Consider the following 24,976-nt stretch of genomic DNA (forward strand, 5'->3'; position numbering starts at 1 on the left):
CAAGACGTGCTATCGGATAAATGTAAAGCATTGACGGTATTAATCACCAAAATGTTATCCGGTGGCATAAAGGGGAGTGAAATGGTTAAATACGATAAATGTTGAATTTGTGTAAATTTGAATAGTTCACACACGTTTCAAAAGCATCTTCACCTTTTGTCAGTATGCGCGTCTCTTATAAATATAAAAACCGGAGAAACAACAATGTTACCAAAGAAAAAGCAACTCGCTGTTCTTGTTACGCTAGCGTTGTCAGGCGCACATATTCATGCGCAAGAAGCCACAGACGAACAAGCCAGTGAAACCGAAGCGCAAAATATGGAAGTCATTGAAGTATCAGGCTTTCGTGGATCACTTAATAAATCACTGATGGAAAAGCGAACATCAGTTAACAGTAAAGAATCAATTGTTGCGCAAGACATTGGTAAATTCCCGGACTTAAATATTGCTGAGTCAATTCAACGTGTACCCGGCGTAGCCATTTCTCGTGAAGGTGGAGAAGGGCGCCAAATTACTTTGCGTGGTTTGAGCCCTTCATTTACCCGCACAACACTTAATGGCATGGAAGTGCCAGCAAGTACAGATGGCACTGACTCAGGTGGCGGTGTAAACGGTGGACGTGGCTTTGACTTTAACATTTTCGCTTCTGAATTGTTCAACCGCGTAGATATTCAAAAATCTCCTACCGCCTCTATGGAAGAAGGCGGCATTGCAGGTACGGTTGATCTGTACTCGGCAAAGCCGTTTGATTACGACGGTTTTAAATTCGTTTCATCTCTTCAAGGCGGCTATAACAGCATTACAGAAGAGACCGATCCTCGCGCCGCTTTCATGATCAGCAACCGTTTCGCTGACGACAAAGTCGGTGTGCTTTTCTCGGCCGCGTTCTCAGAGCGCACAGTAAGACAGGAAGGTTTTGGTACAGTTCGTTGGACTACTCCAGTTCGCGATGGTGGTGGCATCTTTGGCGATACATCAAACACGGTTGTTAACGGCAGACCTGACGTAGATGATTGCCAGTATGAAGGTGAGTCGGTAGACCCGATTAATTGTTTATGGACACCTCGTTTACCTAGACCTGACTACTTTGGTAATGATCAAGAGCGTGTAGGCTTCACCGGTTCAATTCAGTGGGCTGCAACAGATAATTTCACACTAACGCTAGACGGTTTAGTGTCTAAACTTGATAACACCCGTACCATGTATAACTTCTTCCACATGTTCAGAAGTACATTCGAAGAAATTACGCCTACCTCTATTACTGTTCATCCTAATGGTCAACAGGTGCTGGCTGGTACGTACGACGGTATTAAATCGCGTATTGAAAGCCGTTTACAAGAATCAACCACTGACTTTAGCCAATTTGTAATTTCTGGCGAGTGGTTTATTGGTGAAAACCTTAAACTTGATATGATGGCAGGCACTGCAGAGTCTGACGCTCGTTCAGAGCAATATCGTTACAATATGACGCTGCTGGAAGAAACCAGCTACGGCTTTGACTTTAGCAATAACAGCAACGCGCCAGAAGTGACTTACGGTTACGATGTTAACGATGCAAGCAACTATAATCTAAGCGATGGCCGATTACGTGCTACTGATGTATTGCGTGAAAACGACACGGTCAAATTTGATGCGACATACTTAGGTGATGAAGTCACTATTAAGGCTGGCTTTGCCTACAATGACCGTGTTGTAACCTACAGTGAAGAGCAAATAAATGGCTTCCCAGATCAAGACTCGGCAGTAGGTTTTGCTGAAATTATGCCGGTAGACGATTTCGGAAGTGGTTTTGATGGCCCTCTTGACCCGTTCCTTGTTGCCGACTTTGACGCTATTAATAGCCAATTGTTAGATGTGGTTTGGACACCGCGTTCTGCACAAAGCTGGCAAGTAGGCGAAGAAACATCAGCTATGTACCTTGAGCTTGATACGAGCTATGAGATTGCCGACATGTTACTTCGCGCTAATTACGGTGTGCGTTATGTGAAAACAACCACAACCTCTGAAGGCTTTATTCAAGGCGAAACGGTACAAATCGAAAACGAATACAATAACTTCTTACCAGCAGTTAACTTAGCACTTGAAGCAACTGATGACGTAGTTGTTCGTCTTGGCTTAACACAGTCTATGACTCGCCCAAGCCTGAACTCATTAAACCCTGGTAACCCAAGCTTTGATTATATTAACGGCTCGGTGAGCGTGGGGAACCCATTCCTAGATCCGTTTACGTCGAACAACGTTGACTTTGGTGTTGAATGGTACTTCGATGACGAAGCGCTACTAGCAGCAACAGTGTTCTACAAAGACATTGATAACTGGATTGTTCGCGCATCAGAAGAGCGTTTAGTCGACAGTGCTTACTACGACTTTATCGACAACGATGCACAGTTTGACCCTGTAATTGCGCTAGACCCACGCACTATTCCATACGAGCATAGCAGTCCAATTAACGCTGAAGACAGAAGTGTAAGCGGTTATGAGTTAATTTATCAGCAGCCGCTAAGTTTCTTACCAGGACTGTTCGAAAACATGGGTATCGTGTCGAACTATACGCACGTTAATGCTGACGACATCGAAGGTATGAGTGAAACATCGTACAACTTTACGGTGTATTACGAAACAGACCAATACGGTGCGCGTGTGTCAGTTAACAAACGCGACGATTACCTGACAGACTTTACTGGCAGCAATGGTAACGTTGCGCACGGTACGACAGGACCTACGCAGGTAGATTTCTCGTCATTTTATAACGTAAACGACGAGCTAACGTTGACCTTTGAAGTAATTAACCTGACCGATGAGTACGAGCGCTTGTTTACCACGGGTGATGGCTCTTTGAACTTGGTACGTGAGTACAACCACACGGGCCGTCAGTTCTTCTTAGGCGCTCGTTATACTATGTAAAAAAACAGGCCGGGCAATTATGTTGGCCAGCCTGAGATAATAATTAAATGTTGTGTTCCGTGAAGACGGGTGTGTTTGGCCATCGTAATGATGGCCTTTTTTATGTGCAAAAAGTGTGGGCAGGGAGGAGTTCAGCACGCCTCTACCTCACTTTTTGAGCAATTTGCATCGCAACAATAGAAATATTGAAAAGGAGAAAAGGTGTGAAAAATTCAAGTAAACCCACCACAGGGAATATATTCACCGCGCTGCGCTACAGTCTTGCAAGCGTTTTTGTTGTATCGAGTACTTTTGCAGTGGCAGACCAGCAAGGCACGAGTACACTTCACATTAGTTACGCGGCGCAATCTAGCGCTTATGCACTTACCAGTTCGGGCTCCCAAAGTGCTTCAATCCAAAGCGCTACTAATAAAGGCAGTGAAGAGGCTGTAAAAGCTCCACCCTACAAAAAGCCAGTTACCCTACATCTGGTCGGCGACTCAACCATGTCAGACAAGCCTATGTTGTCGTATCCAGAACGTGGGTGGGGGCAATTGCTTCCTGAATTCATGCTGCCCAATCTTAATATTAAAAACCACGCGGCTAACGGCAGAAGCACAAAGCGATTTGTAGATGAGGGACGCTGGCAGCTTCTGTTATCCGATCTGTCTGAAGGTGATTTTGTGGCTATTCAGTTTGGTCATAACGATCAAAAACAGTCGGATCCTGCTCGCTATGCCGACCCGGAAAATGCTTATCCAGCTTACTTGAATCAGTTTGTTCAGGATGTTGAAGCAAAAGGGGCATCAGTGATTATCGCAAGTAGTATTTGCCGGCGTCATTTCACTGAGGAAGGTGTGTTAAAACGGACGTTGCTGGCGTATGCCGATGCAGCGAAGAAAGTGGCAGCACAAAATAACGTGCCATTTATTCCTATGAACGCTTTAACTTGCGATTTTCTCGCTCAGGTAGGCGAGCCTAACAGCAACCATTACTTCATTAAAGTGCCCGCCGACCTTTATGCGCGCTACCCTGAAGGCAAAACGGACGACACTCACTTGAACGTTGTGGGCGCGGCGAAAATGGCGCAAATATTCGTGCGAGAGCTAAAAGCGACAGCGCACCCACTGGCAAAATACGTATATCGAGACACGTTGTAAGCTCACACAAAAATGAAGTGGCGCGTTATTGCGGGCGTGCCGCGTTTTTTAGTGGGGGAGCGCCTTTATCTTAATTAGCGTGCTTGCTTATGGTTACAATGGCAGGAAATAGAAGAGAAAAGAAAGAGGAATGCCACATACCGACTATAGCGACGGTATGTGATTAGTGAAGGCATCACCTGATATAATGGCACCGGGGTAGGTAATCACAGTCGCTGCCACTTTTGCCCCATAGCTCGCGCTCTCAACAGGTTTTCTACCTGCAAGTCGAGCGGCCATATAACCGCCATTAAATGCATCGCCAGCAGCCGTTGTATCAACCACCTGTTCAACACGCTCAACAGGCACAATACATTGTTCTTGTTGACGGAGTATATGAACGCCAACCGCCCCGTTTTTCATAACGATTTCTTCAATCTGTTTGTCGGCTAAATAGCTAAATATTTCATCAGCATTAGTGTGGCCAAACAGCATTAAATGGTCGTCTGCACCTGGGAACGCCAAGTCTGCTTCAGCATATGCCTTACCCGTCCAGTATTTGGCATCTTCTTGAGATGACCAAAGGCGAGCTCGATAATTAGGATCAAAGGCAATCTTACTGCCTTTGGCCTTGAGGGACGAAATTAGTTCGAAAAGTGTAGCGCGCTGTTCGTCATCTAAAATGGCAATAGAGATACCGCTCAAATAAAACCAATCACAAGCAAATTCAGCGCCCTTCATAATGTTGAGCGTCTGTGTTGCTGCAGATTGGTTACGCCAATATGCAAAGGTTCTTTCACCTTCGTTGTCGTTGCGGATCATATACAGGCCAAGGTTACGCGACGACGAGCGAAACACTAAATCAGTGTTAATTTCGTGCTCACCCATTTTAAACAGCAGCTCATCGCTTAAAAAGTCTGCGCCGATCGCCGTTAAGTAACTAATGGAAGATGAAGGCAAGCAGCGTTTTAAATAAACCGCAGTGTTGTACGTGTCGCCAGCAAAGCTTTTCGCCATCAGATTATTATCTGTGTTTTCATCGCGCCTACTAACTGATGACTCACGCTGAGTGCTTCGAAGCTCTACCATGCACTCGCCAAAAATAACCATTCTTTGGTTGGTATCAACTATGCTCATGCCGCAGCCTCATCAAACAATGTTAGGCTTTGTTGACATGCCAAAGTTATAGCTTGCCAATTTTTTGCTTCAATGGCTGCCTTCGGCATCATCCATGTACCGCCTACTGCTCTTACATTGCCAAGCGAGAGATACTCATTCGCGTTGTCGCCATTAATGCCGCCGGTAGGGCAGAAGGAAACATCGCTAAATACGCTTGAAATAGCTTTAAGAAAAGGTGTTCCGCCGCTAAGACTCGCAGGGAAGAACTTCATTTCGCGAATGCCTTTTTGGTGCGCCAAAAGAATATCGGCAGGCGTAGCGACGCCCGGCAAAAAGGGTGCATTTGAAGCAATCAGTGTATCGAGCAATGTCTCTGAGCTTGTGGGCGTTATCAAAAATTGCGCGCCTGCATCCAACGCTTCAAATACGTGGTTGCGATTTAACAATGTGCCCATGCCCACAACGAGTTCAGGAAACTGTTTTCTAATCGCTGACAGGGCTTCAAATGCTGCGTCGCTGCGTTTCACTACTTCTATGTTGCACAGGCCGCTATTTGCAATTGCTTCTGCTAGGTGAAGCCCCTCGTCAACAGATTTAGGCTGAATAATAGGGAGTAATGGGGCGCCTTTAAGCATGGAAAAGGTACTTTTCATCACGCGGTTCCTTTTAGTGAATCTAGCGAACTTTCTGTTAACGTAGTGGGAGCAGAACCTTGCTGACCTTCGTTGCTGTTTTCGTGCGATAAAATGTTAAGCAGCTGATTAACTTTTTCGAGCACTTTTTCTTTGAACGTAGTGTTTACCGACAGTTCAGCGAACATGGTTTCAAGAGATAGCAATTTTTTAGCAAGTTCTATTGCCTGAAAGTCTACCGATTTTGCTGTGGCCCTTAACATACTATCTAGCGGGTCAGTGATAGTTTCGTTTAGACGTGCCTTGTTGTTTACAAATAGGCACCAGGCCGCAACGGCACTGCAGAGCAAATCAATATTTCGTTTTGCTTTTAGGTTATCGCGTACTGTGTCGAGAATTCGAAATGGGATTTTCTGTGACCCATCCCAAGCAATTTGCGACAACAGGTGGCGAATATGCTTATTCTCATAGCGCTTAACAATGTCTTGTGCGTAAGCGTTCAGATCAAAGTCTTGTGTTCCGCTATCGGCATTCTCGTTATCACTGGATAGAGACGGAACAATTTCTTCTTTCAACATGGTTTGAATCAGTTGCTTTATGGCTGGGGTACGCATTGCGTCGAATACGGTTTCCTTGCCAAGCAATAACCCTATGTAGGCCAGTGTTGAATGTGTGCCGTTTAGAATGCGAAGCTTAGCTTTTTCAAAGAAGCTCACATCATGAGTAAAAGTAACGCCAACTTTATCCCAAGCGGGTCGTGGGCCAGAAAAATTATCTTCAACCACCCATTGAGTAAATGCCTCTCGCTGAATAGGCCAGTTATCAGTTAAACCCAGCTCAGCGGCAACGTTGGCTTTAAAGCTGTCTTCAGTTGCTGGCGTAATACTGTCAACCATAGTGCAGGGGAAGGCGATGTTCTCGCTGATCCATTGGCCGAGTGATTCGTCCGTTTTATTGGCGAACTCGGTCACCGCTTTTTGCAGCTTTTTACCGTTGTCTGACACGTTGTCACAGCTGATAATGGTAATATCTGCATAGCCTGCCTGCTTACGTTGTGCTAGCGCTTGCACAATTAGGCCAACTGCACTTACCGGTGTTTCTGGCGTGACTAAATCAGCTTTAATATCCGGATGATCAGTATCTAGATGACCTTGCGCATTAAGGCAATAGCCCTTTTCTGTCACGGTAAGCGTCACAATTTTAGTTTGCTTGTTTACCAGTGCAGCAACAATGTCTTCACGATCATTTGCTAATGTAGAAAGGGTTTTAATTGAGCCGATAATGTGGGTTTCAGGCTCGTTATCAACAATACACAACGCATAGAGATTGTCTTGTGTACTCAACGCTTCTTTAAGAGATGCGCTGCGCATTGACACACCGTGAATGCGCCAGTCACCGCCATAAGCCAGCGCCTTTTCGGTATAATACGCTTGGTGCGCACGGTGAAAGGCGCCTGGACCAATATGCACAATGCCACAACCGGTTGCTTCCAGATCGTAATTTGGTTTACTTACGCTGTCACTTAAAAGAGGTAGCGTTGAAATTGATAACGGCTTTGTCATGATTACCCCAGTTTGTACGCTTGTTTAGCAAAATCATAAGTTAGTTTTCTTGCAATGCTGGCCGCTTCTGTTTCACTGATGCGGTGCTCCACAACTAGCTGTGCAAGGAAGCGACAATCAATGCGTCTGGCAACATCATGACGTGCAGGAATAGACAAGAACGCGCGCGTATCGTCATTAAAACCAACAGTATTGAAGAAACCTGCGGTTTCTGTCACTTGATGTCTAAAGCGCAACATGCCTTCAGGGCTATCGTGGAACCACCAAGAAGGACCAAGTTTCAGGCAAGGGTAGTGGCCTGCGAGTGGTGCTAATTCACGGCTGTACGTGGTTTCATCTAATGTAAATAGAATAATGTCGAGGTTAGGCTCGTTACCGTATTTACCGAGTAACGGGCGAAGCGCTTTAACAAAATCTGTTTGCATTGGAATGTCGTGGCCTTTATCGCGACCAAACTGTGTAAAGAGCTGACTGTTGTGGTTTCTAAACGAACCAGGGTGAATTTGCATCACCATGCCGTCTTCTACACTCATTCCCGCTAATTCGGTAAGCATTTGCGCTCTAAATAGCTCTTGCTCTTCAGCGTTACTGTTTCCACTTCTTACTTTATCGAATAAAGCAATACACTCAGCTTCACTTAAATCAGCTGTGTTCGCTGTTGGGTGGCCGTGATCCGTTGCTGTCGCACCGTGCTCTCTAAAGACGGCACGTCGTGCACGAATTGCTTTCAGGTAGCCCTGCCAGGTTGCAGTGTCTTCACCGGTGAGCTCACCAAGTTTCTCAATGTTTGAAACAATATCTTCTCGTGAAGCATCGACTACATCATCAGGTCTAAAGGTGGTGATAACCCGCTTTGCCCACGGTGTATCTTTAATCGCTGCGTGATGGGGAAGGGCATCAAGCGCACCTTCGGTAGTAGCAATCACTTCAATATTGAAGCGGTCCATCAGTGCGCGGGGTTTAAAGTCATCCCCTTGAAGCTGCGCAGTGATGTGGTCGTAATAATGCGTTGCGTTGTCGCTACACAACATCTCTCGCAAACCAAATACATCGTGAAATACAGTGTCTAACCACAAACGCGATGGTGTGGCAGCAAATAGATGATAGTTATCTGCCAGAAGTTTCCAGATTTTACGTGGATCCTTTTCCGTTTCGCCGCCGTCCCAACGTGGCACTCCAATATCGGTTAATTTAATACCTTGGCTATACAGCATTCTGAACACATAGTGATCAGGGGTGATAAACAACTCGGTTGCATTGGTGAAATTATTGTTTTGTGCAAACCAACGTGGATCAGTATGGCCATGTGGACTTATGATAGGGAGATCTCGAATTTCCTTATACAGCGCCTTTGCAACACTTCGGGTTGCTTCATCGGCAGGAAAAAGTCTATCTTCATGTAATAATATCGATTCCATAACGCTCTCTTTTAGAGGGTGACGCCACGTTTCCAAATAGCAATCTCATGGCTGCCATTCTTCTCGTTGCAGGTTTGTTGACCAGATGCCACTGCCAAACAATGTTGGAGTAGCGCTTCGGCACACTTATCGATAGATACGCCTTCCAGAACTTGTCCAGCGTTAAAATCTATCCAATGTGGCTTCTTATTAGCGATATCTGAATTTGACGATATCTTGACTGTGGGTACAGGAAAACCAAGGGGCGTGCCTCGGCCTGTGGTGAATAAAACGATATGTGCCCCCGATGCTGCCAACGCCGTTGAACTAACGGCATCGTTACCAGGTGCTTGTAATAAACTTAAGCCTTTATCTTGCTTGGGCTCGCCATACTGCAAGATAGACTGAATAGTAGACGTTCCACCTTTTTGAACCGCGCCGAGAGACTTTTCCTCTAGTGTGGTTAAACCGCCTGCCTTATTACCTGGAGACGGGTTTTCGTAAATAGGTTGGTTGTGGGCGATAAAGTAGTTCTTAAACTCATCAATCAGCGAGTTAAACGCCTCGAATACGTCTTTGTTTTTTGCGCGATTCATTAAAAGCTGTTCGGCACCAAACATTTCTGGCGTTTCGGTTAAAATGACCGAGCCACCTAGATTACACATTAAATCGGTAACACGCCCTACTGTTGGGTTGGCAGTAATACCGCTAAAAGCGTCGCTACCACCGCACTTCATGCCTAAGGTTAATTCGCTAGCGTCGATAGGCTCACGTTTGTCATTAGCCATTACTTTTAACAAGTCATAAACCGCATTGACGCCTTCTTCTAACTCATCTACCACTTCTTGTGCGTTGTAGAAGCGAACCCGATTTGCCGGTTTATCAACGTGAGGCAGTAAACTCTTAAGCTGATTGTTTTCGCAACCCAAGCCTACAATTAACACCGCACCAGCGTTCGGGTGAGATGCGAGAGAGGCTAAGATAGTGCGCGTGTCATCTAAATCATCGCCCAGCTGAGAACAGCCAAAAGGGTGGGTAAATGCGCGGAACCCGTCGCACTCGCTAGCGAAACGGCGATTACATTCGTTGGCAATACGGTCTGCTGTTCGATTTACGCAGCCTACGGTATTGATGATCCATACTTCATTGCGAATACCCACTTTTCCATTTTCTCTTCTGTATCCCATGAACTGTAACCCAGAAGTAAGATGGTTTTGTTTTGAAGCGGTATTTGACGGCGCGTAAACGTATTGTTCAGTGCCTTTTAACTTAGTCTTTGCGTTATGGCTGTGAACATGTTCACCAGCATTAATTTGGCTTGTTGCAGCACCAATGCTGAAACCATATTTTACGATGTCGCAACCGTCTGACAGGGTAACTAAGGCAACTTTATGGCCAGCAGGAATGTCTTGGCTAACTGTAATGTCATATTCAGCGATGTAAGTGCCAGCCACGATAGGGCAGGTTGCAACCGCAACGTTATCGTTATTATGCACTTTAACTAGTTGTGTTTTAACGTCCATTACAAGTCCTGCTTTATCTTTACGGCTTATTTAACCGCTAAGCGTTGTTAAATAAGCACTGTGTATTTAAAAAGAGCGATAGATTAGAAAACGTTGCTTTTTACGCTCTGTTTACAAATTGTTTATTTTTAACATTCTTTTTTATTGTCGTGCCACCGGTGGCATAATAGGTCGAAAAAGAAGTGTTAGCAACACTTCATTGTAAAAAATCACACTTTTTTGATTGAATCGCGAATAATTAGGTGAGGTTTGACCAGATACGTTTCGGTTTCACTAACTTCACTGCCTTCGATGTGCGCGATGATTTTACGCGCTGCGATAGCTGCCATATCGCCAACGGGACGTTGAACAGTGGTAAGGGCAGGGATCACACGGGCAGCAAGTAGGTTGTCATCGAACCCCGCGACGGATAGTTCGTCAGGTACGGTTATTCCCATTTCATGAGCCACTTTCAATACGCCCGCTGCCATTTCATCGTTGTTTGCAAAAATAGCTTTAACTCGTGGTGACTGAATAAGCAATTGACGCGCGCATTCTATACCGCTTTCGAAGCTGTTTTTACCCTCAATTACCCTGTTTTTAGGTACATCGACACCCAGGCCGTTAAGCGTTTCAACAAAGCCTTCCAAACGCTCTTTTGAGGAATAATACTGTTGCGGACCGCTGATGATACCAATGTCTTTATGACCTAGTGAAACCATATAGCGCGCTAAATCACTTAAAGCAGCTCTGTCGTCACTCACTACGATATTTTGATGGTCATCTAAATCTACTGACGCCATTCGCACATAGTTAATGCTCTTTTGTTGCAGCGCGTCGGCTAATAACTTCGATTCGGATACCGGTGGTAATATGATGACACCGTCTATGTTTGAACGACGTACAAAGTTAATACAGTCTTCTACAAAACCTTCGGCATTATAACTACAAGGGTGTACAACTAACTCATAACCCTTTTGAGAACATATGCTTAACACGCCTCTTTGCACTTGGTCGATATACAAGGCATCGGGGTTGTCGTAAATTAGGCCTATCAAGTATGATCGGCTAGTACTTAAACCACGCGCTTGCTTGTCAGGGGCAAACCCCGTTTCTTGAATGACCGCTTCAATGCGCTCACGTGTTGCTTTTCCCACATTGGTCGCACCGTTAATGACGCGTGACACGGTACGCTTTGAAACACCTGCTAGGGCTGCAACATCATTGATAGTCGGGCGCTTGTTCATAATTCTCTGTTTTTCCGCGCTATTATGTCGTTACTTCCGATATTACCACACAAATACGGGCAATATGTTTTTGTTACTCAAAAGTGAAAGTTCGTGTGATCAAACTACGCCTGACCACACCTTTCAGTTTTGATGATTCTACCTTACTAAAATCCTAGTGCACGTGGTAGCGCTTCGCTGAACCATGCGACATACGTAACTAGCATAAGAACGACAAACATAGCCACATATAAAGGTATTAGCGGTCGAATGATGTTCTCAAGTTTGGTTTTGGCAATGGCACAGGTAATGAAAAGTACGGCGCCGACGGGCGGTGAGCACAATCCAATAGACAGGTTGAGTACGAGCATGATGCCGAATTGCAGTTCGCTCATTCCAAGTTCTAAGGCCACCGGCAAAAATATGGGCGTAAAAATAAGTACGGCAGGTGTCATATCCAAGAATGCACCAACTACGATAAGCAATAGGTTGATTAAGAGAAGAATAAGTAATGGGTTATCGCTTATCGACAACAGTGCGTTACTTAAGGTTTGCGGAATGTTCTCAAACGACAATAGCCAAGACATCGCTGTTGAGGCCGCGATAAGCAGCATTACAATTGCCGTCGTTTCTGCCGCCTTCAAGAAAATATCAGGTAGGGCTTTCGCATCCACTTCTTTATAAAACACCACAGCTAACAGCAATGAGTAAACCACCGCAATGGCACCAGCTTCGGTAGCGGTAAAAACGCCGCCCACAATGCCGCCAATCACTAAGAATATGAGGAATAGAGAAGGGAGTGCTGCGATAGTTTTTTCGACAACTACTTTAATAGGAAGTCGCGGCGATAGGGGGTATCCCTTCATTTTTGCGTAGATAAAGCACACCAGCATGAGCGCTAGACCCACCATAATGCCTGGAATATAGCCAGCCATAAAAAGGGCGGCGATGGATACGCCACCGCTAGCGATTGCGTATACAATTAAGATATTACTTGGTGGAATTAACATTCCCGTAGTTGATGCAGCGGCAGTGACCGCTGCGCTAAAATTCGGCTCGTAGCCCGCTTTTTTCATTTCGGGCAACATGAAGCTGCCAATAGCAGACGTAGTCGCTACCGCAGACCCTGAAATTGCACCAAAAAGCATGCAGGAAACGACGTTCACCAAGGCTAAACCACCGGGAAGCGCACCAATAAGCGCCATTGCACATTCAATTAATCGCTTGGCTATCCCGCCGCGTCCCATGATAAGGCCAGATAAAACAAAAAATGGGATTGCCAAGAGCGCAAAGCTATTAAGACCACCTGCCATACGCTGGGCAATAGTAATGGTAGCCGGAGCAATGTCCATGCTCATTACCATAGCAAGCAGCGTGGCTACACCAATGCTGATTGAAATAGGAACATTTAAAAGAAGGAGTACAAAAAAGGCGACGACTAAGATAATACCGGTCAGTTCCATTACGCTGACTCCTTATTGTTGTTTCGCCAAAGTGCAGTAATGTTAACCAGTGCATAGGCAATGATAAGGCCTCCAGATAGGGGAAGCACGCTATAGATAAAGCCCATTTTCACACCTAGCGCTGCTGAGATTTGCTCTAGCTCTAATGTAAGAGACACTAGTTCAGCGCCGCCGTAAACCATCACCAAAACACAGAAGATAATGACAATGACTTCAACGCAGGTAAGTAGAAGGCGTTTCACTTTACGAGACTGACGCTCAACAATTAAGTTGAATCCCAAATGCGCGTTTTGGCGATAGGCGTAGGCCGCACCTAAGATGCCTATCCAAATAAGTATGAACCTAGACAACTCTTCGGTGACCGAAGCAGGGTCTTTAAGTACGTAACGTGAGACCACTTGCCAAATTACGGTAAGTAAAATACTTACCATGGCAATAATAAGGGTGCCGGCTAAGGCTTTATCGATGAGGCGTATTATTGTCATTGTTACATCGCTTTTATTTGCGTAATTAAGTCGCCAATTGGCGTGTTTTCAAAGCTCTTATGAAAAGGCTTTACCGCTTCAACGAAAGGCGCTTTATCAGGCGTAATAACTGTGACGCCTTCGGCTTTTACCTTTTCTAAAGAGGCTTGCGTAGATGTTTTCCAAAGTTCGCGTTGGTATTCAACAGAGTCTTCCATTGCTTTGGTTAGCCACGTTCGCTGCTGTTCATTCAAACTTTCCCATACCGGCAGCGATGCCAGCATGACGTCTGGAACACTGGTATGCTCGTCAAGGCTGTAGTAACGGGCAATTTCATAATGACGTGAAAGGTAGTAGCTGGGCGGGTTATTCTCTGCGCCGTCTACAACGCCTTGCTGAAGCGCAGTGTACAGTTCTCCCCAGGCAACGGGGGTTGCAGCTCCTCCAAGTGCGCGAACTGTTGCTACTGCAGTGGGGCTGTTCAACACGCGAATTTTGAGTCCGTTCAGATCGCTTGGTGTTTCTATTGGTTTATCGTTGGTGTAAAAACTACGGCTTCCCGCATCGTAATAGCCGAGACCTTTAAGTCGGAAGTCTTCAACACCAGATAGCAACTCATCGCCTAAATCGCTGTTTAATACACGCCAGAAGTGTTCGTTATCGCGGAAAATGTAAGGAATGCTAAAAATCTTCATTTCCGGTGCAAACCCTTCCAAAGGACTTGCCGACACCTTAGTCATGGCGAGTGAGCCAATCTGCAGCAGTTCTACCATCTCCCTCTCGGTTCCCAGCTGGCTGCTCGGGTAAATAACCACACTCATTGTACCGTCAGAATAGTAATCTAGGCGCTCGCCAAGATATTCCATTGCTTTATGTACTGAGTGTTGAGTGTCTAACGTATGCCCCAAGCGCAATACGGTGACTTCGCCTTTCAGTTCATTTTGCGAACACGCCGAGGCTAGCAACAGGGCCGTGGCTGACAGTGTGAGTTTTATATACCGCAACATAATCATTACACCTATTTAGAGCAGGGCTGCTTAACGCAACTGTGAAGGCGGAAACTTATCCATATCATCGTAATCCAGGTTTTCACCTGCCATTCCCCAGATAAACGCATAGCTTCCAGTACCTACACCACAATGAATGGACCAAGGTGGCGATACCACGGCTTCTTCATTTGCTACAAAAATATGGCGAGTTTCGTGAGGTTCGCCCATGAAGTGACATACGCGGCTTTCGCTATCCATATCAAAGTAAAAGTACACTTCATTGCGTCGGTCATGTTGATGAGCTGGCATGGTGTTCCAGACGGAGCCTGTGTGCAGACGCGTTAGTCCCATTTGAAGCTGACAAGTATCGACAACAGTATTGATAAGTAACTGTTTGATATCACGCTTGTTGGAGGTTTCCTGACTGCCTAAGTGAAGGATGTTTGCATCTGTGCTGCCTATTTTTTTGCAGGGATAGGCGTGGTGAGCCGGCGCCGAGTTTAAGTAATATTTGGCAGGATTGGACGCATTGTCCGACTCAAAAATGACTTCTTCATTGCCTTGTCCGATGTACAAGGCCTCTTCATTATCTAGGTGATAAGTGGTGCCTGAAACAGTAATGGTTCCAGGTCCGCCGATATTAATTACACCGACTTCGCGACGGGCGGTAAAGAACGGCATCTTTAACTGATCTTCAATGGTTTCTAGCGTTAGCGCTGACGTTGTCGGTACGGCACTTCCAAGCATAAAGCGTTCGTAGTGGGTGTATATCCATACGACTTCACCTTGTGTCATAAGGGTGTCGACTAAAAATGCGTCACGCAATTCTTGCGTGTTGTAAGCATTGGCCTCTTTACGACCGATAGCATATCGGGTGTCTATTTTCTTGCTCATGTCTTTTCTATCGCTCATGGCTGTATCCCCCATTCGTGAATTAACGTGCTAGAAAGCCGCCGTCGACAGCAAGGATATGGCCGTTTACGTAATTGCTTGCTGCGCTCGCAAGAAATACCGCCGCACCTGCTAAATCATCACTTTCCCCCCAGCGGTTAGCTGGAATGCGGGCACAAATTTCAGCACTGCGCGTTTCATCATCTTGCAGTGCTTGGGTGTTATCGGTTTTGATGTAACCTGGCGCAATTGCGTTCACCTGCACATTGTATTGGCCCCATTCGTTTGCTAGCGCTTTCGTAAGGCCCGCAATGGCGTGTTTACTCGCGGTGTAAGCAGGAACGGTGATGCCACCTGTATAACTTAACATTGATGCAATATTGATGATTTTGCCTTGTCGCCGTTCTACCATCGTCTTGCCAATAGTTTGGCTAAGTAGGAAAGCTGAATCGATGTTGACAGCAAGCACGTTTTTCCACTCGTCAAAAGGAAAGTCGGTAGCTGGTGCTCTGAAAATAGTGCCGCCGTTATTCAGCAGGATGTCGATGTGTCCTTTAATGCATAACGCATCTTCAGCAAGTTTTACTACCGCGTCGGCATCAGCGAGGTCGGCATCTAATGCTATGGCTTGACCACCTTCACTTTGAATTTTACGTAGTGTCTCGTCACATCCACCTGGTCGAGAACTGGCGCAGATGACGAAGGCGCCAGAAGTGGCGAGTGCTAAAGCAAGCGCTTGGCCTATACCTCGACTTGCTCCGGTCACTAATGCGGTTTTACCTTCTAGGCTAAAGTTGACCATGTAATTTACCTTTCACTAAATGGTTCATGGGTATGACGAATTTTATCGACATACTAAATTGAAAAATCTCGTTAACAAAATTTAAAATAATTGCCACCGGTGGCATTTGTCAATATATTGTTTATAAATATCGTTAATTAGTTAAATGCGTTAACAACCGATGGAGAGCATAAAAGTGATGAAATTTAGTAAGATAGGTCTAATTTTGGTGCCATTATTGGCAAGTTGCTCACAAGGGGATATAAATTCGGCTTTGTCTGTTAAGGTGAAAAATTCGGCAGACGGTGGTAGCGGCGATCAAATTTTTGAAGTATCTCTGCCCCTGCAATATTCGGGGTGGAAGTTAAAGCAATATCCGTCAGAATGGATTGAGAATAGCGAAGGGCAAGCGGTGTTACTAGGTGCAGCATCCATTGCGCCAGGAAGTAGTGCGTCATTGGAACTTATGCCACCTGAGCAAGCTACGAATGTTAACCTTAAAGACCGGGCGCACGCTGAACTTTCCGTAAGAACAGGAGGAGAGTGGCAAGACGCAGTATATAGCGCTGAGGGTTTTTCTTTTGAAGAAGTTACCTCATTCACATCGCCTCCGCAATTGACCGATCATTCTTACTTTTTGCGTTACGAAGGACCAGGCTGGGAGTCTGATCAAATGGGCTATCGCCTTTATCTTGATTGGCGTAACGCTATTGATGTCTTTGTTAAAGCGAACGACAGTGTAGTATTACCTGAGGTGGGGCAAGACGGCTACGATAGCTATCATAATTTATCTTCGTGGGGTGGAGACGCGCTTAAAGTTGGTAAATCGTTGGGCGTGGGTGCGCTAGGTCGATTAACAGAACAAGAAACCCAAGACTCCTCAACGCAGACAGTTATGCACTTTCAGCATGTAGAGAATACGCAATACCAATTAGTCTCGAACTCTCAGTTGCGGGCTGAGTTCGAGGTTGGCTACGAAGGGTGGTCATCGTCTGATGCGAAAGCGGACAGCATCGACGTTACCACGCACTATCGAATTGATGCGTTTGACCCCACCACCCACATCAGCGTTTCTGTATCAGAGCCATCGGATAATATTGTCGCAGGTCTAGTGGCGCATGATGGAATGCAGGTGATTAAAGCCGAGCGTGGTGAGTGGGGCGTTGTAGCGACTTGGGGAACGCAAAGTATCTTGGCAAATAATGACAACTTAGGATTGGCCGTTGTTTATCGATTAGATCAGGTCGAAAAGGTATTCGAGGGTGAACATGACCACCTTGTATTGTTCAAACCTTTAACCGCTTTAGATTATAAAATTCTCGCGGTTTGGCCTAAGCGCAGTAGTGATGTACAAACTGCAAAGCAGTTCGAAGATTATCTGGTTAATAAATTAAAGATGTATAATCATCCTCTTACCGTCTTAAACTAAGTATTACTTAGCGACCAGGCTAACGGGCCTTAGCGAAATGCGTAGCCCGTTAGCTTATACCATGCCTTTCTCTAATTGCCTTTTCCAACTACCCTCTTTTTCCATTTTTAGCACATCCAACTTTCAAGCAGTTATGTGCTGTTGTGTTCACGGGCACAAAGCTCTGACCAGTATTGTGAAACAAATAATTCATAAACTGACTGAGTGGTTTAGGTTTTCTTGATTGAGCATTCAATAATCCCAATGATTACAGCGCCTTCGTAAATTTTCGCATCTGTTTTAGTCGTTTTTTCAGACCCTTGTGTCAATAAAGCTTCATTTTGGTGTCAATTCACTGTCACCGGAATGTCACAAATGTCCTCCAGACTTTCGCCCGCTAAGACCGTTTACTGAGGTGAGTCTTCTGCTTACCTCCACTCAACATCGAAAACAAGTATAAGCAAGGAACTATAATGAAAAGCGAAACTCTTCGTGGAATTAAGTATTCAGCGATAGCACTGGCTGTAACACTAGGGATGACTGCCTGTTCACTGGAAGGTGACGATGGCAAAGACGGTGTACAAGGCCCTGTAGGTGAGCAAGGCCCAGTAGGAGATCAGGGCCCGGTGGGCGACCAAGGTCCTCAAGGTGATAGTGCAGGTACGCTAACACGTATCGCTACGGTTCCACTTGGTGCAGAAGTGACCGGTATATTCTTAACAGACGAAGGCGATTTATTTTTTAACGTTCAGCACCCGTCTGGCACTAATGCGGCGACAACCAGTGTAAATGCAATGCCTATCAACACCGGTACAGTGGGCGTGCTTGCAGGTGCTAACTTCAACAATCTGCCAGTAACATTACCAAATTCACCTGTACCAAGCTCAGATGAAGAAAAAGAGCTGGTGGTTTCTGCCATTGGTCAATATCAAGTACTCGGACAAACGGGCGACACTTTCGGTACTGACCTACCAGAAGGCTTAGGTCACATCTACACGTTGGATGGCGAAGAGTTGGTTCTTGAAAATGACATGCCTGATTTTAACGGCTTCATCTCAACCGCCGAAGGCGAAGGTTACCTTTTCTCGAACTGGGAAGAGCTTCCTGGCGGTATGAGCCGCATGAAAGTTGAAAAAGACGAGTTTGGTATGTGGGAAGTAACTGAAGCCATGATGCTGGATTTCTCGCCAGTGTGGGGAACGGCGGCAAACTGCTTTGGTTCAATGTCACCTTGGGGTACACCGCTTACTTCAGAAGAGTGGGTGGTTGATTCGGCGGTGGATACGACAACATCACCAAGCTGGAATAACCCAGAGGCCGTTTCTACAGATGCGCGCTTAGGTCGTATGTGGCAAATGACGGCGCCAGATGCGCCAAACCCGTACAACTATGGCTACATTGCGGAAGTAACAGAGCCGTTGGCTGATGAGCCGGTTATTGTTAAGCACTTCGCCATGGGCCGTTACGAGCATGAGAACTCAACGGTCATGCCTGACGGCAAAACGGTTTACCTTTCTCAAGATGATACGGGTGGCGTACTGTTTAAGTTTGTCGCAGACACAGCTGAAGACTTATCGGCAGGTACACTTTACGGCGCTAAGCTCACTCAGGACGCAGGTCAGAATGATCCTGCGACAACTGGTTTTGCGGTTGAATGGGTGGAATTAGCCAGCGGTGACAACCTGACTATTCGCGCGTGGATTGATGAATACAATGGTATTGGTACCGACGATTACGTGGATGGACAAAGTTCTTACATTACTATGGCCGACGTTCAAGCATGGGCTGATGGCGATGCGACCTATCCAACGGTAGAGGAAGGTGGCTCTAGCGTAACAGCAGGACAGCCAATGGATAACCGCGTAGCGTTCTTAGAGAGTCGTGCAGCGGCCCGTCTTAAAGGGGCTACCGCAGAGTGGAGAAAACTGGAAGGTATCTCAATCAACCAGAAACGCGCAAAGGAAGCGGTTGAAGGTGTAGATACTATCGAAGGTGAAGTGGTACAGAATGCATACCTTTACATCGGCATCGCTGATATCGACAACACAATGATTGACGGTGAAGGCGATATGCAGCTTTCAGCCCGCGTTAAAGACTGTGGTGGTGTTTATCGTGCCAAGCTTGAAGAAGGCTATAACATCTCTCGTATTGAACCTGTGGTGATGGGCGGTACGTACCGTTCAAGCCTAACTGGCGCCGAGCGTTGTGACGTTGAACAGCTTTCTCAACCAGATAACGTAGTGGTGATGAACGACGGCCGTATTCTTATCGGTGAAGACGGTTTCCAAGAAAACAATACGCTGTGGATGTATGAGCCAGCAGATAAGTAAGTTTTCTTTTTAATTTAAAAATACTCCGGGCACTTATGTACCCGGATTTTTCCGTTGTGAAGATTATGAAAATGTTAAAAATAACTTCAGGTGTAGGCATTCTGCTTTCACTACTTATCAGTGCAGGATGTACTGATAACACGGGTACTGACGTGAACAATCAGTCAAACTATGAGCAAAACTCAACAAGCTTTACAGTTGACACACAACTGCCTACTTCTACTCACGAAAAGACCGACAGCACCCACGCTTATCCTTATCAAGAAGGCGATGCTATTCCCGCTCTGGCATATATTGAACACGATGAAGTGTATAACCCTGAATCGGTTATTCCTCCCCAGTGTTACACCAAAACAGAAGGTGTTAACAACCCATGTTATGCATGCCACCAAAGTTACGATTCAATGGAAAAGCGTCCTAATCAAATGGGCGATGGCACGTTACAGGGCAACTACGAATTTTCTGACGTAGGGTTAACAAACAGCTGGAAAAACCTGTTTATTGACCGTACATCACTAATTGCGGGCATTGATGATGCCACGATTAAAAAATATATAGCGCAAGACAACTATACCGCTTCGCTTAACAATGACGCCATGCCAGACTACATGCGTATTGAAAATTTGAGCGCCGCTGACAAGGCATTTGATGGCGACGGGTTTGCTAAAGATGGCAGTGGATGGGTGTCGTATAATTACAAGCCTTTCCCAAGTACTTTTTGGCCGACTAACGGGTCAACTGGGGATGCTATGATCAGGCTTCCTGAAAGCTTTCAAACGCTAAAAGGCAAGTATAATAAGGCTATCTATACATTGAACCTAAGCTTGGTTGAAATGGCACTTAAAAAGCTGGATACGTTAACTGTGGCGCCGGTCAACGAATTAGCGTTGAACCTTGACGTAAACCAAGACGGAAAACTTACCAATTCAGTGACTGAAGTCGCTCGTTTGTCGCATTATGTTGGCGACGCAAGCGATGTTCCGCTAGTGCACATGCTTTACCCCGAAGGTACAGAATTCTTACATACCGTGCGCTACATTGGCGTGGATGAAAACGGGAATATTTATAACGCGCCGCGTATGAAGGAAGTGCGCTACATGAAAAAGCATATGTTCAGAAGCAGAGAAAGCTTAGCATCTGCCTATTATGCGGAAGCAAAAGATAAGCATTTTGAAAAGCTGCCTCAAACCCGCTACTTAGGTGAAAAAGGAATAGACAACGGCTTTGGCTGGACAATTAATGGCTTCATTGAAAATGAGCAGGGCGAACTTCGTGCACAGCACGATCAAGAGCTTGCGTTTTGTAACGGCTGTCACAAAACAGTAGGGTCAACCTTCGACCAAACATTTTCATTTGCACGGAAAGTTCCCGGACAAGCAGGGTGGGGCTATATAGACCTGCGTGAAATTGAAGATGTGCCAAATATCAACGAGGAAAAAGGCGAGTTCCTTACTTATATGGAGCGCGTGGGCGGTGGCGATGAGTTCCGTCAAAACGGAGAAATGCTGGCCAAATGGTTTGATGAAAAAGGCATGGTCAAGGTAGAAGAAGTGCAACGTGCCAAGTCAGTGTACGACATCATTACTCCTTCACCAGAGCGCGCGTATGCGTTGAACAAAGCGTATTTGACCATAGTGAAAGAGCAAAGCTATTTGTTCGGTCGCGACGCAACGCTGACTAAGGCGACTAATGTGTTAAGCACTATTGATGCCGAACAGCCACCGCTTAAGCCTGAACATCGTTTCAAGTGGGATATGCGACTTAACTGGCAACAAGAAAAGCCAAGCGCCATTGCAGAAGCGCGTCAACAGTAGCCAGTAGTAGATGCCTTCAGGCGCAAAGTTTGATATCTAACAATTACTGCGCTCGCGAGCTTTCTATTGCTCGCGAGCATCTAATTCGAGGGCTTTCCCGCCATAATGCAAGATCGCTTAAGCTGAAGTGCTCAGAAGGCCAGATTCTTTCTCTGGGGAATGAAAAGATGTGAACGCGATATTGTTCTGAGCGTTCGTTACCATTGGCGTCTCAACCGGCGCGTCCGCCTTGTCTTCCTCTACCTGCTGGGGGAGATGCTTGATCTTAATGCCGTTTTGCTTGAAGTCAGCATTAATAAAGCCTTGGTCTGCATACGCGTTCAATACATTAACACATGGGTAAAATCCCCACTTCGAGTGAAAACGCTGCGCATTATGAACAAAGTCTAAAAGGTGATTTATCGGGCATTGATAATTAGGGCGATGTGGTGCAAATGTTCGCGTGGGCAGTTGCTCTAACGAAAACCCTAATGCTCTACAGTTAGTGAAGAAATCTTCGTCGTTTAGTCCGAAACCCGCGTAGCCTTCATCGAAGCCGCCGGTTTTCTGAAAGTCTGCCTTACGAATAAAAAACACTGTAGAACAAATACTATCGTCACTAAACTTTCCATGATTAATTTCCTGATCTCTTGAAGGTATTTCGTTATTGTCGTCTTCGGGTAACGTGTCGTCATTACTTGCTAAATAACCGATTTCTTTTTCATCTTTTGAAATTTGTCGGTAGGGCTTACTGCAGCGCTCATTGGGTAAAAACACCACTGATGTAAACACTACGGTGTTGTCACGAAGCGCAAGCAAGCCATCTCTAAAAAGCGATGGGGCAATAACTGCGTCTACGTTTAGGTAAGCTAAATTCGCGTGCTTGGCCGCTGACATACCCTTGTTGCGCGCTTTCGCTATCGGAAGAGCATCTTGAGTCACAAACTTGTGAACAATGTCGAATTTGTCACTGCGTACGAGTGACAAATCAGAAGGAGGTGCCATCCAAACAATGACTAGCTCATCTGGCGTAGGAGAGCATTGCTCTAACTGAGTTATCAAATTGGTCAGCTTCTCAGTTCTGCTCTTAACAATAGTTACTGCACTTATTGGTGAACGCATACTCTTCCTCCCTTTCTAAGTTGTTGAACCTGTAATAACGACGACATGAAACGTTGAACGTTATACTTTCGTAGAAGCAAAGAGTGTTCCTGTTTTGTAAGTTGTTGATTATCATCTAAAAGTTTTATTTTGAAGTTCTGTTTTCGAGAATTTTCAGCAATGGTTGAGCGCCAAGGCAAGCAAGAGGTGCAAAGTGAGAGAAAAATTTACAAACGAATGTATGGAGGCCAACAGCAGTTTTTTATGTTAATTTTTGGTGGTCTGTTCTAATTTGCAGATTAACATGACGCTTCTTTTCATAAGTCTTGTTTTACTGTGCATCTAGCGCGTAATTGCTTTGCCGTTCCCACATATTTTGATATGCTTGGTTAGTAGGTTAAACATTACAATTCAATAGTTTAAATATTCCTACAAATATTGCTTAACACGTTTTCTTTCGAGTAGAACTAATCTCATATTATTGGTTTTTACTCACTCAGAGTGTAGGTAAATCTTCAGCCTTACTTGTAACGTATTAATTTCTGAATTTCGTGTTTTTTCTGGTGGACAAAGGCTGTGGAATCACAATCGTCTGTATTTATTCGACACTATGACAAACAATCATTAAAGGTGGTTGATGTTATATCTGGTATCTCACCAAATGCTATGCGCAGGGTATTTGGCGGCTGGATATTTTTCGCAGCTGTTGTCGGCGTTATTGTAAGCGTAGCACCAGATTTGAGCGTTCAATTTATCGGTTTAACACTTTTCGTTCTTGTTGCTTTTACACTCGTAATGTTTGGACAGAGCAGAATAACGGAAGGCTGGCCAGCTATAATTTGCGACAACAACTACATCGGCGTGGTGAGAGACCCTGTTAAGAGAGAGTATATTTGTGTGAACTCTGCTCTGGTCAAGGAAGCTAACCCCACATTAATAAAACCCAACAAAAAAGCGGTAGAGATTGTGTTAGATAGCGAACAACTATCGGCAGAAGATCAAGAGGTGCTAAACCAAGCGGTTTGGCCTCGGGATAACAAGCTAATAGGGCTAGCCCATTTTAAAAAGCGTGAAGAGGCGTGTGATAGCCTCATGTGGTGTGTCAAACACCGTAGCTCTCATTAGATTTACAGTCTTGAGTATTACTCCTTGTCCGTGATTAGCGCTAGTTCGGTATAAAGCGGGTGGTGGTCTGAGCCTATGCTTTCAAGCTTCTCTATATTGACCAATGCAAAATGTTCCGAGTGAAATACGTGGTCTAACGGCCATTTCACTAAAGGATATTTCGCGTGAAATGTATTGAAAAAACCGCGCCCCTCTCGTGGGTCTAAAAGTCCGCTTATTTTCTTGAACTTTCTGGTAGTAGGTGACCAAGCCACATCGTTAAGATCGCCAGCGACGACAATAGGGCCCTCTGTTTCAGCTATTTCTTCCCCCACAACAGTAAGTTCTACGTCTCTGGGCTTTGCATACGTGTTTTCTGTTGGGCTTGGTGGTTTTGGATGAAGAAAATATAGCGTGACATCTTGTCCGTGGTGATTGATTTTAACTTTCATAGACGGCACATCTTCTTCTATTAGAAATCGCAATGAGACCTCTTCAAAGGGAAGCTTACTATAAAGGTGCATACCGTAGAGGTTTTCGAGTGGGCAAAATTTACGATACGGGTATTCAGATTCAATTTCACTGATGCCTTTCTGCCACTTTTCATTAGATTCCAACGTTACGAGAAAATCAGGTTGCTTATTACGTACATGTTCAATGAGCTTGCGAAAATCGTCATTAGGCATATACACATTGCTTGATAAAACACTTAGCTTTTGGCTCGCACTCTCAACCTCGACGTGCCTAACATCTCTTTTATACAGAGGGGTATAAGGAATGATCCAGATAACCTGATAAATAAGGCTAACTGTTAATCCAGCGACAATAATTACTGCTAGGCTATCTATCTGTGCGTAATAGGTTGATTCAAAAATATGCCCAGCAATTAACAAAGAAATGATAGCTGCTATTTGTAGTCGCGGAAATTCCCACACTCTTACTAACCAATGAGAAGAAGGAAGCAAAGGGGCCCAGCTTACGGCTATAAATAAGACTGAAACAGCAGTAAGTGCAGTATCCATGTCTAGTTGGTCCTTGAGTTTAATTAACGAAAAACACTCCACCTGTTGCTTCTGTCTGCAAAACTAAATTGATGACTATAGCTAGGGCCTGTTGACCTTTGGTGTACAAATTTTGGTCTAAATGGAAGCCTTTTAATCGCGAAACAGTCCTGCAAGCCTAGCGGGCTAAG

The 24,976-nt window shown here is 45.2% G+C and carries 19 protein-coding genes; 6 read left to right on the forward strand and 13 right to left on the reverse strand.

Features of this window, described 5'->3' with window-relative positions:
* Positions 1 to 204: 204 nt before the first annotated feature.
* Both MHN00_RS16840 and MHN00_RS16845 read left to right on the forward strand, forming a co-directional pair.
* Positions 205 to 2,904: a TonB-dependent receptor gene (locus MHN00_RS16840; protein ID WP_239301876.1), complete on the forward strand. Its 2,700-nt coding sequence runs from the start codon at positions 205 to 207 to the stop codon at positions 2,902 to 2,904.
* 203 nt (positions 2,905 to 3,107) lie between these two features.
* Positions 3,108 to 4,043, forward strand: coding sequence for a rhamnogalacturonan acetylesterase (locus MHN00_RS16845; protein WP_239301877.1), 936 nt, complete (start codon positions 3,108 to 3,110; stop codon positions 4,041 to 4,043).
* 144 nt (positions 4,044 to 4,187) lie between these two features.
* On the opposite strand, the gene MHN00_RS16850 is transcribed toward MHN00_RS16845, so the two are convergent.
* From MHN00_RS16850 to MHN00_RS16900, 11 genes are all read right to left on the reverse strand, one after another.
* Complete coding sequence (locus MHN00_RS16850; protein WP_239301879.1) at positions 4,188 to 5,159, reverse strand: sugar kinase; 972 nt, start codon at positions 5,157 to 5,159, stop codon at positions 4,188 to 4,190.
* Positions 5,156 to 5,794: a bifunctional 4-hydroxy-2-oxoglutarate aldolase/2-dehydro-3-deoxy-phosphogluconate aldolase gene (gene eda, locus MHN00_RS16855; RefSeq protein ID WP_014979614.1), complete on the reverse strand. Its 639-nt coding sequence runs from the start codon at positions 5,792 to 5,794 to the stop codon at positions 5,156 to 5,158. Before eda ends, MHN00_RS16850 begins: the two co-directional genes overlap by 4 nt.
* A complete protein-coding gene (locus tag MHN00_RS16860) occupies positions 5,794 to 7,335 on the reverse strand; it encodes a mannitol dehydrogenase family protein (protein WP_239301881.1) in 1,542 nt (513 codons plus the stop codon). Before MHN00_RS16860 ends, eda begins: the two co-directional genes overlap by 1 nt.
* 2 nt (positions 7,336 to 7,337) lie before the next feature.
* The gene (gene uxaC / locus MHN00_RS16865; protein WP_239301883.1) at positions 7,338 to 8,753 is read right to left on the reverse strand and encodes a glucuronate isomerase; all 1,416 of its coding nucleotides are present in this window, start codon (positions 8,751 to 8,753) and stop codon (positions 7,338 to 7,340) included.
* An 11-nt stretch (positions 8,754 to 8,764) separates the two neighbouring features.
* Complete coding sequence (locus MHN00_RS16870; RefSeq protein ID WP_239301885.1) at positions 8,765 to 10,255, reverse strand: altronate dehydratase family protein; 1,491 nt, start codon at positions 10,253 to 10,255, stop codon at positions 8,765 to 8,767.
* A 209-nt stretch (positions 10,256 to 10,464) separates the two neighbouring features.
* A complete protein-coding gene (locus MHN00_RS16875; protein WP_014949874.1) occupies positions 10,465 to 11,481 on the reverse strand; it encodes a LacI family DNA-binding transcriptional regulator in 1,017 nt (338 codons plus the stop codon).
* A gap of 146 nt (positions 11,482 to 11,627) precedes the next feature.
* Positions 11,628 to 12,923, reverse strand: a complete 1,296-nt coding sequence (locus MHN00_RS16880; protein ID WP_014949873.1) for a TRAP transporter large permease — start codon at positions 12,921 to 12,923, stop codon at positions 11,628 to 11,630.
* Complete coding sequence (locus tag MHN00_RS16885) at positions 12,923 to 13,408, reverse strand: TRAP transporter small permease (RefSeq protein ID WP_014949872.1); 486 nt, start codon at positions 13,406 to 13,408, stop codon at positions 12,923 to 12,925. Before MHN00_RS16885 ends, MHN00_RS16880 begins: the two co-directional genes overlap by 1 nt.
* A gap of 2 nt (positions 13,409 to 13,410) precedes the next feature.
* Entirely contained in the window at positions 13,411 to 14,394 is a 984-nt protein-coding gene (locus MHN00_RS16890; protein WP_239301887.1) for a TRAP transporter substrate-binding protein, read from the reverse strand.
* Positions 14,395 to 14,424: 30 nt separating this feature from the next.
* Positions 14,425 to 15,270, reverse strand: coding sequence for a 5-dehydro-4-deoxy-D-glucuronate isomerase (gene kduI, locus MHN00_RS16895; RefSeq protein ID WP_039225580.1), 846 nt, complete (start codon positions 15,268 to 15,270; stop codon positions 14,425 to 14,427).
* 40 nt (positions 15,271 to 15,310) lie between these two features.
* Entirely contained in the window at positions 15,311 to 16,069 is a 759-nt protein-coding gene (locus MHN00_RS16900; protein WP_239301889.1) for an SDR family oxidoreductase, read from the reverse strand.
* A gap of 178 nt (positions 16,070 to 16,247) precedes the next feature.
* Between MHN00_RS16900 and MHN00_RS16905 the strand changes: the two genes are divergently transcribed.
* The 3 genes from MHN00_RS16905 to MHN00_RS16915 all read left to right on the forward strand — a co-directional run bounded on the left by MHN00_RS16905 (position 16,248) and on the right by MHN00_RS16915 (position 21,600).
* The gene (locus MHN00_RS16905; protein ID WP_239301985.1) at positions 16,248 to 17,477 is read left to right on the forward strand and encodes a DUF4861 family protein; all 1,230 of its coding nucleotides are present in this window, start codon (positions 16,248 to 16,250) and stop codon (positions 17,475 to 17,477) included.
* 452 nt (positions 17,478 to 17,929) lie between these two features.
* Positions 17,930 to 19,786, forward strand: a complete 1,857-nt coding sequence (locus MHN00_RS16910; protein ID WP_239301890.1) for an alkaline phosphatase PhoX — start codon at positions 17,930 to 17,932, stop codon at positions 19,784 to 19,786.
* Between the two features lie 65 nt (positions 19,787 to 19,851).
* The gene (locus tag MHN00_RS16915; RefSeq protein ID WP_239301891.1) at positions 19,852 to 21,600 is read left to right on the forward strand and encodes a hypothetical protein; all 1,749 of its coding nucleotides are present in this window, start codon (positions 19,852 to 19,854) and stop codon (positions 21,598 to 21,600) included.
* A 117-nt stretch (positions 21,601 to 21,717) separates the two neighbouring features.
* On the opposite strand, the gene MHN00_RS16920 is transcribed toward MHN00_RS16915, so the two are convergent.
* Positions 21,718 to 22,701, reverse strand: coding sequence for a galactosyltransferase-related protein (locus MHN00_RS16920; RefSeq protein ID WP_239301892.1), 984 nt, complete (start codon positions 22,699 to 22,701; stop codon positions 21,718 to 21,720).
* A 555-nt stretch (positions 22,702 to 23,256) separates the two neighbouring features.
* Here MHN00_RS16920 and MHN00_RS16925 point away from each other — a divergent pair.
* Positions 23,257 to 23,805, forward strand: a complete 549-nt coding sequence (locus MHN00_RS16925) for a hypothetical protein (RefSeq protein ID WP_239301893.1) — start codon at positions 23,257 to 23,259, stop codon at positions 23,803 to 23,805.
* Between the two features lie 17 nt (positions 23,806 to 23,822).
* On the opposite strand, the gene MHN00_RS16930 is transcribed toward MHN00_RS16925, so the two are convergent.
* Positions 23,823 to 24,806, reverse strand: coding sequence for an endonuclease/exonuclease/phosphatase family protein (locus MHN00_RS16930; RefSeq protein ID WP_239301894.1), 984 nt, complete (start codon positions 24,804 to 24,806; stop codon positions 23,823 to 23,825).
* Positions 24,807 to 24,976 lie beyond the last annotated feature (170 nt).

It is taken from the genome of Alteromonas sp. Cnat2-8, assembly GCF_022348355.1.
GTDB classification, from domain to species: domain Bacteria; phylum Pseudomonadota; class Gammaproteobacteria; order Enterobacterales; family Alteromonadaceae; genus Alteromonas; species Alteromonas macleodii.

What these genes read in the sequence shown, in the direction of transcription:
- MHN00_RS16840 (WP_239301876.1), top strand. Translation starts at nt 205, where the DNA reads ATGTTACCAAAGAAAAAGCAACTCGCTGTTCTTGTTACGCTAGCGTTG.
- MHN00_RS16850 (WP_239301879.1), bottom strand. Translation starts at nt 5,159, where the DNA reads ATGAGCATAGTTGATACCAACCAAAGAATGGTTATTTTTGGCGAGTGC.
- eda (WP_014979614.1), bottom strand. Translation starts at nt 5,794, where the DNA reads ATGAAAAGTACCTTTTCCATGCTTAAAGGCGCCCCATTACTCCCTATT.
- MHN00_RS16860 (WP_239301881.1), bottom strand. Translation starts at nt 7,335, where the DNA reads ATGACAAAGCCGTTATCAATTTCAACGCTACCTCTTTTAAGTGACAGC.
- uxaC (WP_239301883.1), bottom strand. Translation starts at nt 8,753, where the DNA reads ATGGAATCGATATTATTACATGAAGATAGACTTTTTCCTGCCGATGAA.
- MHN00_RS16870 (WP_239301885.1), bottom strand. Translation starts at nt 10,255, where the DNA reads ATGGACGTTAAAACACAACTAGTTAAAGTGCATAATAACGATAACGTT.
- MHN00_RS16875 (WP_014949874.1), bottom strand. Translation starts at nt 11,481, where the DNA reads ATGAACAAGCGCCCGACTATCAATGATGTTGCAGCCCTAGCAGGTGTT.
- MHN00_RS16880 (WP_014949873.1), bottom strand. Translation starts at nt 12,923, where the DNA reads ATGGAACTGACCGGTATTATCTTAGTCGTCGCCTTTTTTGTACTCCTT.
- MHN00_RS16885 (WP_014949872.1), bottom strand. Translation starts at nt 13,408, where the DNA reads ATGACAATAATACGCCTCATCGATAAAGCCTTAGCCGGCACCCTTATT.
- MHN00_RS16890 (WP_239301887.1), bottom strand. Translation starts at nt 14,394, where the DNA reads ATGTTGCGGTATATAAAACTCACACTGTCAGCCACGGCCCTGTTGCTA.
- kduI (WP_039225580.1), bottom strand. Translation starts at nt 15,270, where the DNA reads ATGAGCAAGAAAATAGACACCCGATATGCTATCGGTCGTAAAGAGGCC.
- MHN00_RS16900 (WP_239301889.1), bottom strand. Translation starts at nt 16,069, where the DNA reads ATGGTCAACTTTAGCCTAGAAGGTAAAACCGCATTAGTGACCGGAGCA.
- MHN00_RS16905 (WP_239301985.1), top strand. Translation starts at nt 16,248, where the DNA reads ATGAAATTTAGTAAGATAGGTCTAATTTTGGTGCCATTATTGGCAAGT.
- MHN00_RS16910 (WP_239301890.1), top strand. Translation starts at nt 17,930, where the DNA reads ATGAAAAGCGAAACTCTTCGTGGAATTAAGTATTCAGCGATAGCACTG.
- MHN00_RS16915 (WP_239301891.1), top strand. Translation starts at nt 19,852, where the DNA reads ATGAAAATGTTAAAAATAACTTCAGGTGTAGGCATTCTGCTTTCACTA.
- MHN00_RS16920 (WP_239301892.1), bottom strand. Translation starts at nt 22,701, where the DNA reads ATGCGTTCACCAATAAGTGCAGTAACTATTGTTAAGAGCAGAACTGAG.
- MHN00_RS16930 (WP_239301894.1), bottom strand. Translation starts at nt 24,806, where the DNA reads ATGGATACTGCACTTACTGCTGTTTCAGTCTTATTTATAGCCGTAAGC.